This window comes from Pseudomonas sp. 13159349, from assembly GCF_013305685.1.
GTDB lineage: Bacteria > Pseudomonadota > Gammaproteobacteria > Pseudomonadales > Pseudomonadaceae > Aquipseudomonas > Aquipseudomonas asiatica.
On the sequence record NZ_CP045553.1, the window covers coordinates 1,237,688 to 1,251,363 of the forward strand.

The window sequence follows — 13,676 nt, forward strand, 5'->3', positions numbered from 1 at the left end:
TCGGGCCTGCCGAGCGATAACGAGATAAAAGGCGAGGCGACGCGATTCAGCCTGGTAGTCGGGCGCTGACCAGGCAGAGGCTGCGATGTTGTCGGAGCAGGATGAGGGTGCTGTAGGTTTTCATGCCTTCAACCCTAACCAGTGGGGTGGGTGATGGCAAGCGTTCAGAAAAAATTGAGAGGAATGCTTAAAAAAAGCTGAAAGGCGAGATTTTATCGCTGTAATTTTCTGAGTGCTTCTCGATTTTTGCGCAGTATTTTTCGATGGCGCAACACCTTGGAAGCGAGTTTACCTGCTCTGGCCTCATCGCCGGCAAGCCAGCTCCCACAGGATTACCACAGGCCTCGAATCCTGCACGGGACCTGTGGGAGCGGGCATGCCCGCGAAGCAGGCGCCGCGATCTCAGGGCTGGAACGCGCCAATGAAAATCGCCGGATCCACCCGTGCATCGTTCAGGCTGACGTTCCAGTGCATGTGTGGCCCGGTAGCCCGCCCGGTCGAGCCCACGCGCCCGACCACCTCGCCCCGGCGCAGCTGCTGCCCCACCTGCACATCGATCTTCGACATATGGCAGAACATGCTGATAAAGCCCTGCCCGTGGTCGACGAACACCGTACGGCCATTGAAGAAGTAATCGCCCACCAGGATCACCTTGCCATTGGCCGGGGTCTTGATCGGCGTGCCGGCCGGTACCGCGAAGTCCAGCCCGGCATGCGGGTTGCGTTCTTCGCCATTGAAGAAACGGCGCACGCCGAACTTGCTCGACAGCGGGCCACTGACCGGCTTGTCGAGAATCAGGTTGCTGGGCAGGGTCGGGCTGAAGCTGCGGTATGCCTTGATCTGCTCGGCCAGCTCACGATCGATGCGCTTGAGGTCGGCCGGGTTCGGGTTGACCTGGCGGGTGTTCTTCAGGGTGATGCGCTGCTCGGGGTATTTCTTGCTACCGACCGTGAAGGGCAGGGTGCGGCCGCCCTGGCTCAGCATCGCGGTGCCGGGCTTCTGGGTCAGCGGGATGCCGACGATGGCCAGCCAGTTGTCCTGCTCTTTCACCACCAGCACCGGTTTGCCGTCGAAGCGGGCGCTGGGCGCGCTGGCGGCGGGGCCGAGGTCGACCACCGCCACGCCGCCGGGTACCGGCTTGTTCAGCGTGCGGGTGATGTAGCTGGCCTGGGCGCCGCCGGCCAGCAGCAGGAGGGAAAGGGCAAGCAGGGGCGCGAGCAGGCGGGGCATGTGTCAGTCCAGAAGTGAGAGGGTGACCGGGGTCAGGTGGTTGTCTTCGACCCGCACCAACAGCTCGCCTTCGTTCAGGCGGGCGGTCAGACGCTGGCCATTGCGGGTCTGTTCGGCGCTGCGGATGGCCTGGCCCTGTTCGTCCAGCAGGATGCTGTAGCCGCGGGCGAGGGTGGCCAGCGGGCTGACCACCTGCAGCGTCTGCAACTGGGCCTGGAAGCGCTGGCGGCGGTCCTTGAGCACCTCGCGCATGGCCCGTGGCAGGCGCTCGGCCAGGCTGTCCAGGCGTTGGCCCAGCAGTTTCAGGGTACGCCCCGGGTGCTGCGCGGCGAGGCGGGTATCCAGGCGTGCCAGGCGCTCGTGGCGCTGGTTGAGGTTGAGCATGAACGCGCGGCGCAAGCGCATGTCCAGGTCGTCCAGGCGCTGGGCCTGCTGGCGCAGGCGCTCGCCCGGGTGGCGCAGACGCCGGGTCAGCGACTCCAGGCGCAGGCGGTCGTGGGTCAGGCGGTTCTGCATGCGCAGCAGCAGGCGCCGTTGCAGGCCATCCAGGCGTTGCTGCAGGCCACTGTTGTCGGGGGCCAGCAGCTCGGCGGCGGCAGACGGTGTAGGCGCGCGCACGTCGGCGACGAAGTCGCTGATCGAGACATCGGTCTCATGGCCCACGGCGCTGACAATCGGCGTGACACAGGCGGCCACGGCCCGCGCCACCGCTTCTTCGTTGAAGCACCACAAGTCTTCAAGCGAGCCGCCGCCCCGGGCCAGGATCAGTGCATCGAACCCCAGGCTATCGGCCAGGCGGATCGCGCGCACGATCTGTGCAATGGCTTCGCGGCCCTGCACTGCGGTGGGGATCAGGTTCAGTTCCACTTGCGGGGCGCGGCGACCGAACACACTGATGATGTCGCGGATCACTGCGCCGGTGGGCGACGTAATGATGCCGATGCGCTGCGGGTGGGCCGGCAGCGGCTGCTTGCGTTCGGCGCTGAACAGCCCCTCGGCACCGAGCTTCTCTTTCAATGCCTCGAAGGCCAGGCGCAGGGCGCCATCGCCGGCCGGCTCGACGGTGTCGAGAATCAGCTGATAGTCGCCACGCCCTTCGAACAACGAAACCTTGCCGCGTACCCGCACCGCCAGGCCGTCGCGCAGGGCCTGGCGCACCCGCGTGGCGTTCTGCCGGAACAGCGCGCAGCGCACCTGTGCGCCGCTGTCCTTGAGGGTGAAGTACATGTGGCCGGACGCCGGGCGGGCGAGGTTGGAAATCTCGCCTTCCACCCATACGTTGCGGAACACGTCTTCCAGCAGCACGCGGGCGCGGCCGTTGAGTTGGCTGACGGTAAGGACCTCGCGGTCCAGGCCGAGTCGTTCGAAAGGGTCTCTGATCATGGCGGGCATCATAAAGGACATCGGCCCCGGTTGTCTGTCCTGGCCCTATCGCCGGCAAGCCGGCTCCCACAGGTATCGCGCTGGCTTGGGCCTCATGCTGTCCCTGTGGGAGCCGGCTTGCCGGCGATGGGGCCTTTCAGGCCTGCATCGCCGTCACGAACTGGCGCACCATCGAACCTGCGCCACGCCTGCAAGCCATCGCCACAGTACTCTCACACCCTCCTTCCAGTGCCACGAAGCTGACTGAGGCTGGCGCAATCTCGCGCATGCATTCCGGCAACAACGCCACCCCAAACCCCGCCTGAATCAACTGCAACTGGGTGGTCTTGCGCGACAGCACCTGCGCTGCGCGCGGGAAAAAGCCTGCCTCCATGCACATCGAGGCCGACAGGTAGCTCAGCCCGCCACGGTCCCGGTGCGGAATGGAAATGAAGCGCTCTTCCCGCAGTTGTTCCAGTCTCACCTGTGGCGCGCGGGCCAAGGGATGCCCGGCGGAGACCGCCAGCAACAGGGGTTCGCTGAACAGTTCATGCAGCACCACCCCTTCATACTGGCGCAGTACAGGCAAGCGCAGCAGGCCGATATCCAACCGCCCGGCAGCGATATCCTCCAACTGCGCCTCCGACGACTGCTGGGCAATTTCCAGCGAAACCCCTGGGTTGTCGCGCAAGTAACCGCCCAGGCGAGCCAGCAGCGGGCCGGTCAGCGGCACTGTACTGGAGTGGTTCAGGCGCAGACTGCCCTGCAGCCCTTCGCCAATGTCGCGGGTTACACGCTCGGCCTGCGCCAGGTCGGCCAGCAAGCGCCGCGCCCGTTCCAGGAAGGCCTGGCCAGCCAGTGTCAGGCGCGGCAGGCGCGCGGTGCGTTCGAACAGCGGCGTGCCCAGTTGCTGCTCCAGCTCCTTGATCTGCCGGCTCAGCGCCGACTGGGCGATGTACAGCCGCTCGGCGGCAGCGCTGAAGCTGCCGCATTCGGCGATTTCCACGAAGTAACGCAGTTGGCGGATTGACGTCATGTCATGCCTTTTCGAGATGAGTGTGGCGACAAAGGCATATTAGTCGGCATGGCTCATGGCTGGCTAACCTTTGCCTGTCTTCCCAGGAACTGCTGCCATGCTCGCCCAACTGTCGTTTTCCGGCCTCGACTGGCTGCCTATCCTGCTTGGTGTCGGCGCTGCCTACATCGTCTTCGGCATCGCCGGTTTCGGCACCGCGCTGGTGGCCGGCCCAGTGCTGATCCACTTCATGCCGCTGTCGCGGATCATTCCGCTGCTGGTGCTACTGGACTTCGTCGCCGCCTTCGGCAACCTGCTGCCCTCGCGCCGCGATGTCGTGCGCGGCGAACTGCTGCGGCTGCTGCCGTTCATGGCCATTGGCTGCGCGCTGGGTGTGGTATTCCTGCTACAGCTGAAGTCAGACCTGTTGCTGCTGCTGATGGGGCTGTTCGTCACGGCGTATGCCCTGTACGGGCTGGCGGTGAAGGTACGGCCGGCCAGTCTGTCGGGTTTCTGGGCAATGCCGATGGGCACGGCAGGCGGGCTGTTCGGCGCCTTGTTCGGCAGCGGCGGCTTCCTTTATGCGCTGTACCTGAGCGCGCGGCTGGAGGTGAAGGAGCAGGTGCGCGCTACCCAGAGCGCGCTGATCAGTTGCAGTACGGTGGTGCGGCTGACGCTGTTCCTTATCGCAGGCGTCTATGCCGACCAGAGCCTGCTGTTGCTCGCCGCCTGCCTGTTGCCGGTCATGCTCGTCGGCCTCTGGGCAGGGCGCAGGCTTACCCATCGGCTGTCTCGCGAAGCCTTCGTGCGCCTGGTCACCTGGCTGGTGCTGGCCAGCGGCCTGGCGCTGATCGGTCGCTACCTGAGCGCCTGAGCAGGCGGTAGAATTGCGCTATCACCGCAGTTTTTCAGGCTTGCCCCGTTCATGAACACCCAGAGCATCATCGTTCCCAAGCTTTCTACCGTCCCGGTGCACGAAGCCCGTGCCCGCGCCATCCTGCGCTGGCTGGTGCGCGAGAAAGTCGTCGAGGAACAGCTGACCACCTGTGGCCGCACCGGCAACCGCATGGGCCATGCCCTGGCCGAAGGTGCCCGCAAAGTGGCCCTGCATCCGGAAAAACTGCCCTTCGGCGAACAGGTCAACGGCCTGGAGGTGATGCTCAAACGCTGCATCTATACCCCTACCGAAGGTTTCCTCGAAGAGGCCGGTTGCCCCGAGTGCCGGCGCGAGGTGGGTGAGCCGCTGTTCGAAAGCCTGGAAGAATGGATGCCGGCAGTTAGCGACAACTTCACCTGCCCGTTGTGCGGCTTCGAAGATGACATCAATGGCTTCATTTACCTGCAGCCATGTGCCTTTTCCAACCTGGGGTTCATCTTCAACAACTGGGGCGAGGCCGGGTTCACCCAGGCCTTCCTCGACAGCTTCGCCGACTGGCTCGACCAGCCGGTGGCCGTGGTACAGGTAAAACTGCCACAAGGCTGACCGAAGGCCCTTATTTTGCATTGAGCGGCGCGCCGTGCATGAGTATAATGGCGCGCTTCCATTTTTCCCGCCCGGGAGCCCCCGCGATGCTGCGTATCAGCCAAGAAGCCCTGACCTTCGACGATATCCTCCTTGTACCTGGCTATTCCGAGGTACTGCCTAATGAAGTCAGTCTCAAGACCCGTTTGACCCGTGGCATCGAGCTGAACATTCCGCTGGTATCCGCTGCCATGGATACCGTGACCGAAGCGCGCCTGGCCATTGCCATGGCCCAGGAAGGCGGCATCGGCATCATCCACAAGAACATGACCATCGAACAGCAGGCCAGCGAAGTCCGCAAGGTCAAGAAGTTCGAGGCTGGCGTGGTCAAGGACCCGATCACCATCGACGCCGACGCCACCGTGCGCGACCTGTTCGACCTGACCCGCCTGAACAACATCTCCGGCGTTCCGGTGCTGGCGAACGGCGACCTGGTCGGCATCGTCACCTCCCGTGACGTGCGCTTCGAAAGCCGCCTGGACGCCAAGGTCCGCGACGTGATGACCCCGAAAGAGCGTCTGGTCACCGTCCGCGAAGGCGCCGACAAGAACGAAGTCCGCGAGCTGCTGCACAAGCACCGCCTGGAAAAAGTCCTGATCGTTGACGACAAGTTCAACCTCAAGGGCATGATGACCGTCAAGGACATCGAAAAGGCCAAGGCCTACCCGCTGGCCAGCAAGGACGACCAGGGTCGCCTGCGCGTCGGCGCCGCGGTCGGCACCGGCAAGGACACCGGCGAGCGTGTTGCCGCCCTGGTGGCTGCTGGCGTTGACGTGGTTGTGGTCGATACCGCCCACGGTCACTCCAAAGGTGTGATCGATCGCGTTCGCTGGGTCAAGGAAACCTACCCGCAAGTGCAGGTGATCGGCGGCAACATCGCCACCGGCGCTGCCGCCAAGGCTCTGGCCGAAGCTGGCGCTGACGCGGTCAAGGTCGGTATCGGCCCAGGCTCGATCTGCACCACCCGTATCGTTGCTGGCGTAGGCGTGCCGCAAATCAGCGCCATCGCCAACGTTGCCGCTGCACTGGAAGGCACTGGCGTGCCACTGATCGCCGACGGCGGCATCCGCTTCTCGGGTGACCTGTCCAAGGCCATCGTTGCCGGCGCTTCCTGCGTGATGATGGGTTCGATGTTCGCCGGTACCGAAGAGGCTCCGGGTGAAGTCGAGCTGTTCCAGGGCCGTTCCTACAAGGCCTACCGCGGCATGGGCTCGCTGGGTGCCATGGCACAGGCGCAAGGCTCGTCCGACCGCTACTTCCAGGACTCCTCGGCCGGCGCCGAGAAGCTGGTACCGGAAGGCATCGAAGGCCGTGTTCCCTACAAGGGCGCGCTGGCCGCGATCATCCACCAGCTGATGGGCGGCCTGCGTTCGTCCATGGGCTACACCGGCAGCGCAACCATCGAAGAGATGCGCACCAAGCCGGAATTCGTGCGCATCACCGGTGCCGGCATGGCCGAGTCCCACGTGCATGACGTGCAGATCACCAAAGAAGCCCCTAACTACCGCGTAGGCTGAGGCTTCCAGCTACAACAGAAAGCGGGGCTGTCATGACAGCCCCGCGTCGTTTCCGATTTCCACTGACGAGATTGAGTCATGGCCCTCGACATTCACGCTCACCGCATCCTGATCCTCGATTTCGGTTCCCAGTACACCCAGCTGATCGCCCGCCGCGTGCGCGAAATCGGCGTGTACTGCGAGCTGCATCCGTTCGACATGGACGATGAAGCGATCCGCGAATTCAACCCGCGCGGCATCATCCTCGCCGGCGGCCCCGAGTCGGTCCACGAAGCCAACAGCCCGCGCGCCCCGCAGGCGGTGTTCGACCTGAACGTACCAGTGCTGGGCATCTGCTACGGCATGCAGACCATGGCCGAGCAGATGGGCGGCAAGGTCGAAGGTTCCGACCTGCGTGAATTCGGTTATGCCCGCGTGGACGTGGTTGGCAAGAGCCGCCTGCTCGACGGCATCGAAGACCACATCGACGCCGACGGCTTGCTGGGCCTGGACGTGTGGATGAGCCACGGCGACAAGGTCACCCAGATGCCGGGCAACTTCCACGTGCTGGCCAGCACCCCGAGCTGCCCGATCGCTGGCATGTTCGACGACGCGCGCGGCTACTACGGCGTGCAGTTCCACCCGGAAGTGACCCACACCAAGCAGGGCGGTCGCATCCTGTCCCGCTTCGTGCAGGACATCTGCGGCTGTGAAGCCCTGTGGACTCCGTCCAACATCGTCGAAGACGCCATTGCCCAGGTGCGTGAGCAGGTCGGTTCGGCCAACGTCCTGCTGGGCCTGTCCGGCGGCGTCGACAGCTCCGTCGTTGCCGCACTGCTGCACCGCGCCATCGGCGACCAGCTGACCTGCGTATTCGTCGACAACGGCCTGCTGCGCCTGCACGAAGGCGACCAGGTGATGGCCATGTTCAAGGAGAACATGGGCGTCAAGGTCATCCGCGCCGACGCTGAAAAGCAGTTCCTCGACAACCTGGCCGGCGAGGCCGACCCGGAGAAGAAGCGCAAGATCATCGGCCGCACCTTCATCGACGTGTTCGATGCCGAAGCCAGCAAGCTGGAAAACATCCAGTTCCTCGCCCAAGGCACCATCTACCCGGACGTGATCGAGTCGGCGGGCGCCAAGAGCGGCAAGGCCCACGTGATCAAGTCGCACCACAACGTCGGTGGCCTGCCGGAGGAAATGAACCTCAAGCTGGTCGAGCCGCTGCGTGAACTGTTCAAGGACGAAGTGCGCAAGATCGGCCTGGAGCTGGGCCTGCCGTACGACATGGTCTACCGCCACCCGTTCCCGGGCCCGGGCCTGGGCGTGCGTATCCTTGGTGAAGTGAAGAAGGAATACGCCGACATCCTGCGTCGCGCCGACCACATCTTCATCGAAGAGCTGCGCAAGGCCGACTGGTACCACAAGACCAGCCAGGCATTCGTGGTGTTCCAGCCGGTCAAGTCGGTAGGCGTCGTCGGCGACGGCCGTCGCTACGCCTGGGTCGTGGCCCTGCGTGCCGTCGAGACCGTGGACTTCATGACCGCGCGCTGGGCGCACCTGCCGTACGAGCTGCTGGAAACCGTCAGCGGCCGTATCATCAACGAAATCGACGGTATCTCGCGCGTTACCTACGACGTGTCGAGCAAGCCGCCAGCGACTATCGAGTGGGAATGATCGGGTAGCCAGCTCAGGCTGGTACCCGTAGGCACGGATACACCAGAAAGCCCGCATAATTGCGGGCTTTCTGGTTCTTGCTCATTCAGATTTGCTTATTCTTTTGGCTTTTTGGCAAATAGCGCTTTCTGGTAGACATTATAGGAAAGCAACCTGCTCTTCACCGCGACGAACTCATCGCCCTCCACGCGCTGCGGGTGCTTTTCCTGCGGGTCATTCTCGATATTGTATTTGGTCAGGGTGTCCGAACTGAATTCGTATATGTATTTGTAAGGGTGCTCCACCAAGGCTGACGCCAGTTGGTCAAAGAACGTGGACATGAAGAATGTGCGTTTGCCATGTTCCCTCAACAAGCTGATGCCTTGGACAGACAGGGGCGACTCGGTCACGCCAAAGAAGTCGGCGACCGTGGGCGCAACATCGATCTGGTGACTGGTCGTTGTGGCGGGTTTGGGCAGTGACTTTTCCTTGGCCCAGAAAATCAGGGGTACGGTCACTTCTTCTTCGTGCATGGAAGCGTTGTGAATGAAGAGACCGTGCTCACCAAACGACTCACCGTGGTCACCCACGAGCACGAATAATGTCGAGTCCAGAAGGCCTTGCTTGTCGAATGATGTCAGCATTTCACCCAGTACGCTGTCTGTTCTGGCTATGCAGTCTTCATACTTTTCCAGCTCGCTCAGTAATGGGGGCCCTTGGCTGCATTGGTAGGGGTAGTGGGCTGCGCTTGGGAAGTAGAGTGCGATGAAACCCTGGCCATTCTTTTTTATCTTCTCCAGGTAAGAGATGCTGGACGAAAACAGCTGTTCGTCACTCTCACCGAAGCTATTGGCGTGTTGTGAGCGATTTTCGGCATGGGTGATCTCCGAAACTGCATAGGCATTCGATACGCCGATGGACTTCAGGAAACCCTCCATGTTTTCGAATTGCAGGTACAGCGAGCTGAATGCGACGGCTTCCATGTCTTTCCTGTTTTTCAGCTCATGGATGACGCTGGGTTGTAGCAGGTACATGGCCTCTTTGATTTCAATATCTGGGTAGGCGTGCAGCCCCGTCAGGATCGCGTGGTAGCCTTTGGACGAGTGAGGCACTGATACGTACGTTTTGAAGAGCATGCCCTCCCGAGAGAGCTTATCGAAGGTGGGATACCTCTCGGCGGTTTTGATGTCGGGCGCAAAAACGCTGTTCCAGCGCACCGACTCCAGAATGATGAAGACCAGGTTCTTGAAGTCTGGTGTGGCATGAGATTGAAGTTTTCGGATGTCGTTGACGCTGGTTAGCGGGTAGGCGGGTTGTTCGAATGGCAGCGGCGGTCTATGCGGAGCTGCATTCAAGGGAGTCGTGCTTCTGAGTGTTGTGACCAGCGGGCTGACGACAATATTTTCGTTCAGGTAATAGCGTGCGTCTTTGGCATGGATGGAGCCGATGAGCAGGGCGCCTATCACCAGCAGCGACGCCCAGAGGTGTTGTCTTTTCTTTATTGGGACCGTGCGCTGTTCTTTATAAGCGATGTAGGTTGCCAGCCCAGCGAAAGACCAGGTCACCAGGTAGGCAAGAAAAAGCACAAAGACAATGAACCTGAATGTGTGCCCGAACCCGGCGGCTTGGGTGAGGAACACCTCGGCTCCGGAGGTCAGGTTGCTTGCGTTCTGCAGGCTGTAGCGTATCAGTTGCCAGTCCAGTGGCTTCAGCCATAGCTCCCGAACTCGCATGTCCACCAGCAGGAACAGCAGCAAGGCGCCTGAGGCGATGCTTAACAGATAAAAATTGAATTTGTTTCTGGTAATGGTGGTGGCAGCAATCACAAAGAAGGCGACCACCAGCAGCACGTCTTGAAGCAAGTACAGGGCAATATCGAGAACACCGGTCTCCACCCATCGATAGGAGAAAAACTCGATCAGTATGATCTTCGGTGCCAGAAGAAGGCCTGAAGTGAGCAGCAGCGAAAAATACAGTAATGAATTCCTGTGCCACATGGTGTCAAACCTTCGCATTCACAGAGCAGGCGTCTTGTCTGAAGCGATAGGCGGGCAGAAGGCCAGCACCTGGGCACCCTGTCTGTTGAACTTAAGCAGCCCACCCTGAATCGGGCAAGTCAGCCTCTGGGCGTTAGTTGGGTACCGGGGGGAGCAGGTTGCCACAGGTGTCGGGGCAGATAACCGGTCGCGCGACAAGACTTCACTTAATCTTTCGCAAATGCAGGTGTATCGTATTCGCCCTTCATCGCCAGCCCCTGCTGGCAGACTGATTGCGAAGAACGCGAGGTACCCGCACCGATGTCCTTCACCCGTCGATAAATGCTCAAGGGCCCGACCGGCCTGGTTGTGGTTGGCCTGGGCGCCGGAGGCGCGGCCCGCTACTGGCTGGGCAAGGTCGAGGACGATAACGCCGGGCATGACTACGAACTGATCGCCGCGCCGCTTGACGTCGAGCTGGTGCCGAGGTTCAAGACCGAGGCCTGGGCCTTTATCATTCAGCTGTCTGCCCCGACGGGCGCATCATCACAGCGAATAGAACGGGTCGTTTTCAGGCGCCTGGTCGTGCAACGCTTGGGCGAGGTCCTGGATGTGTTCAGACCACGCCACTGTCTTTACCCATTCCTCGGGCATGCCGGATACCCCGTACAACGCTCCGGCCAGCTGCCCAGCCACGGCTGCCACGCTGTCGGCGTCGTCTGCCAGGTTTGCCGCCAGTAGCACTGCGTCTCTGAAATTGTCGGTATTCCAAACCGCCCATAGCGCAGCTTCCAAGGTGTCGATGACATACCCTGAGGAGCGGATCTGGTCGCGGCTTTTTTCCTTGTATTCGCCAGCGTTGATGATGGTGGCGCGGGGCTGCAGCGGGCGGACCATCGGGCGGCACATTTCATCCTTGTCGGCGCCGTTCAGGGCGAGGTGCAGCTGCGCGCCCAGCAGTTCGCAGCCACTCACTGCTTCGGGCGCCCGATGGGTGGCCCGACTCTGGCTTTGGGCTTCGCGCCACGTGGATGGCAGCATGTGGCGCCTGAATATGGCGGTGGGGGCGAGCCGGATGATGGAGCCATTGCCGGCCGTATTCGGCTCTGTGTTGCCTATCCAGTCCAGGCCATGGCGTAGCCACCCTTCCAAGGCAAGGCGTGTAGCATTGCCGATGTCGAAACAGACACCGTTTGCGCTGTTTTCCCCTCGCTTGTACCACCTGCACAGTCGCTCGAGATAATCTGCATGGTCGAATCGCATGCAAGCCAGGTACGAGTCCGCCAGGCAAAGCGCCATGCTCGTATCATCGGTCCACTCACCTGGCTTGAGCCTGAACGGCCCGCCGCCGACCATGTCATCGACGTGTGCTTTATCGCGAGGCAGGAACTCCAGGGTGGTGCCTACGGCATCGCCAATGGCCAAACCCAGCAACGCACCTTTGGCTCGGTCGAGCGATTGTTCGGGGGTTAATGTGCAAACGCGCGATTCTTGCCATTGCGGGTGCACGTAGGCACGGCCTGCGGACTCGCGTGGGGTGGGCGCTGGTAGCAAGTGGTTGTACCGGTAGGCATACTCGGTAACTTCAAGGGTAGGGCTGTGCAGGTCGATCATAGAACTTCTTCTAATAAGAGATGAGTCGTGGGGCCTTGCTCAATCCGGTTCAGTACCCTGAAAGAAGTACCCGGCGGGTACAGTACTTCCGCCTCGGGAATTTGCGTCAGGAAACTGATGTCCTTGCCGGATACGCCGCGTACGACCATCTGGGTATTGCCCGCGAATGGTGTTGTCGCGGATGAGCTGAAGAATGCCATGTCGGTCTCCACTGCGCCCATTTGCATGCGATTGAGCACATCCAGTGGCAGATCCGTTCCACGGTAGGTTTCAGCGCCAACATAGCGAGGCAAGCGTGCCAGACCTTCGGTTGCATGCTCGGCAAAAGCCATGATTTCAGGCGTGGCTGTGCCTTGGCGCATCGCCAGGTTATACGCCTTGTACACATCGTTGGTAGAGTAACCGTAAAGTGCGCCTATTTGATCGTCGCTGAGCAGTTTCGAAAGCTCCGGGGCCCGAAAATCTGCCCGGGCGCGGCCTTCGGCAATCCATCGCTCTGCCATGTCCTTGCCCACTGCCTCTCGCAGGCTCATGAGCTTCTTGGGCGCCGCTGCAATGCTTTTTTCAGTGGCTTGCTTTGCTGGCGGCAGCTCTGGCTCTGCTTTCTGCAGCGGTGTCGCGGCCTTCATCTGCAACTCAGGTTCAGCCAGCAGCCTGCTTTCGTTCTTCGCCAGCCAGGTGGCCAACTGTTTGTTGGAGATTTCGGCTTGAAGCTTGGCACTACGGCTGGCGATGCTTTCCACGCTGCTCATCACGCCGGCTTTCATCTGCCCGCGGGTCAGGTAGGTCACAATTGCCATCAGCAAAAGCATCACCAGCTGCTCTTGCCCACGGGCCAGTTGCCTTGCAGCGTGTTCGGTACGCTCTTGAACCAGCGCCGCCGAGCCGCCCGAAGGGTCGAGACCGGAGGGTTTCAAGCCGTCTTCGGCAGTCCACGCGGTAGCAAGCCCCTCTTGCATGGAGGCCAGGCACGCGGGAAGCCCTTGATAGAAATACTCCGCGATGGCGGCCAGGCCCAGCGCCATCAGGATCAGGTTGCCGACCTGCAGGCCGATACCGCTGCCTGCGACCACCCCAGGTGCCGCACCGACGCCAAAGGCTAGAGAACCCACGGCGCCGCCGATAGCGCCGCCTAGCGCGACGCTGCCGCCGAGAATCATCACCACTTCCTGCACGAGCTTGAGCAGTACGGGCAAAATCTGGTCGATATTGATGGACGCCCATTTGCGCGACAGATTTGACTGCATCATGGGATAGGACAAAGCCATCGCCTGCCGGACATTGTCTATCCGGTGTCCGCCTACAGCGCCATAAGCCTGGCTGGCGCCATCGCTTACGCGACGGGTGAAGCCGTCCCAGCTGTCATGGACATTGCGCAAGCCGCTGCTGACGCTTTGATTGAGGGCGCTGAATTTTTGGTCCAGGTTGCGTTCGATGTCGCCCCAGCTAGGGACGTGAGTTGATAAGTCCATTTACCATTGCATTCCTTTAGAGAAGGCAGGTGAGTGTGCGGGCGGCAGGCGATTCTTTCCCATGCACCACGCTGACGGTCAAGCCAGTCGCCAATCGAGCTGCCGATTGCATTGCGAGGCATTTTCTCATCTGAGGTGCCTCTGGCAATGGTGTCAATTTGATCTCATGCTTGTCGGTCAGTTCCGTTAAGTCTGCCGAATGGCCAATAGGGTGGCCAAAGCAAACGATGGCTGGATACTTCACTTAATATTTCCCATTTGCAGGTGTATCGTATTCGCCCTTCATCGCCAGCCGTGCTGGCAGCTTGATTGCGCAGAACGCGAGGTACCCGC

At 61.5% G+C, this 13,676-nt stretch carries 10 protein-coding genes and 1 pseudogene; 5 read left to right on the top strand and 6 right to left on the bottom strand.

Translation table 11 applies throughout. The annotated features are described in order from the left end of the window. Positions 1 to 402 precede the first annotated feature (402 nt). The 3 genes from GEV38_RS05770 to GEV38_RS05780 form a co-directional block, all read right to left on the bottom strand. A complete protein-coding gene (locus GEV38_RS05770) occupies positions 403 to 1,230 on the bottom strand; it encodes a M23 family metallopeptidase (protein WP_015269103.1) in 828 nt (275 codons plus the stop codon). 3 nt (positions 1,231 to 1,233) lie between these two features. After that, entirely contained in the window at positions 1,234 to 2,613 is a 1,380-nt protein-coding gene (gene xseA / locus GEV38_RS05775) for an exodeoxyribonuclease VII large subunit (protein WP_015269104.1), read from the bottom strand. A gap of 136 nt (positions 2,614 to 2,749) precedes the next feature. Beyond that, positions 2,750 to 3,628 carry a LysR family transcriptional regulator gene (locus GEV38_RS05780; RefSeq protein WP_054573353.1) on the bottom strand — a complete coding sequence of 293 codons (879 nt, stop codon included), beginning with the start codon at positions 3,626 to 3,628 and terminating at the stop codon, positions 2,750 to 2,752. Positions 3,629 to 3,725: 97 nt separating this feature from the next. On the opposite strand from GEV38_RS05780, the gene GEV38_RS05785 reads away from it, so the two are divergent. The 4 genes from GEV38_RS05785 (at position 3,726) to guaA (ending at position 8,302) form a co-directional block, all read left to right on the top strand. Next, positions 3,726 to 4,481, top strand: a complete 756-nt coding sequence (locus tag GEV38_RS05785) for a sulfite exporter TauE/SafE family protein (RefSeq protein WP_013971137.1) — start codon at positions 3,726 to 3,728, stop codon at positions 4,479 to 4,481. 51 nt (positions 4,482 to 4,532) lie between these two features. After that, positions 4,533 to 5,090, top strand: coding sequence for a hypothetical protein (locus GEV38_RS05790; protein WP_003257977.1), 558 nt, complete (start codon positions 4,533 to 4,535; stop codon positions 5,088 to 5,090). Positions 5,091 to 5,176: 86 nt separating this feature from the next. After that, a complete protein-coding gene (guaB, locus tag GEV38_RS05795) occupies positions 5,177 to 6,646 on the top strand; it encodes an IMP dehydrogenase (protein ID WP_013971138.1) in 1,470 nt (489 codons plus the stop codon). Positions 6,647 to 6,724: 78 nt separating this feature from the next. After that, positions 6,725 to 8,302 carry a glutamine-hydrolyzing GMP synthase gene (gene guaA / locus GEV38_RS05800; RefSeq protein ID WP_015269106.1) on the top strand — a complete coding sequence of 526 codons (1,578 nt, stop codon included), beginning with the start codon at positions 6,725 to 6,727 and terminating at the stop codon, positions 8,300 to 8,302. A gap of 95 nt (positions 8,303 to 8,397) precedes the next feature. Here the strand turns inward: guaA and GEV38_RS05805 are convergent, their stop codons facing one another. Continuing rightward, positions 8,398 to 10,278, bottom strand: coding sequence for an LTA synthase family protein (locus GEV38_RS05805; protein ID WP_054573352.1), 1,881 nt, complete (start codon positions 10,276 to 10,278; stop codon positions 8,398 to 8,400). 321 nt (positions 10,279 to 10,599) lie between these two features. Between GEV38_RS05805 and GEV38_RS05810 the strand changes: the two are divergent. Further along, positions 10,600 to 10,770 (top strand): annotated as a pseudogene (locus GEV38_RS05810) (multicopper oxidase family protein); the annotation flags it as partial. Positions 10,771 to 10,803: 33 nt separating this feature from the next. Here GEV38_RS05810 and tri1 read toward each other — a convergent pair. After that, a complete protein-coding gene (tri1, locus tag GEV38_RS05815) occupies positions 10,804 to 11,871 on the bottom strand; it encodes an ADP-ribosylarginine hydrolase Tri1 (protein WP_015269108.1) in 1,068 nt (355 codons plus the stop codon). After that, on the bottom strand, positions 11,868 to 13,343 hold the full coding sequence (locus tag GEV38_RS05820; protein ID WP_015269109.1) for a DUF6861 domain-containing protein: 1,476 nt from the start codon (positions 13,341 to 13,343) through the stop codon (positions 11,868 to 11,870). The genes tri1 and GEV38_RS05820 overlap by 4 nt, the downstream gene beginning before the upstream one ends. Positions 13,344 to 13,676: the final 333 nt, after the last annotated feature.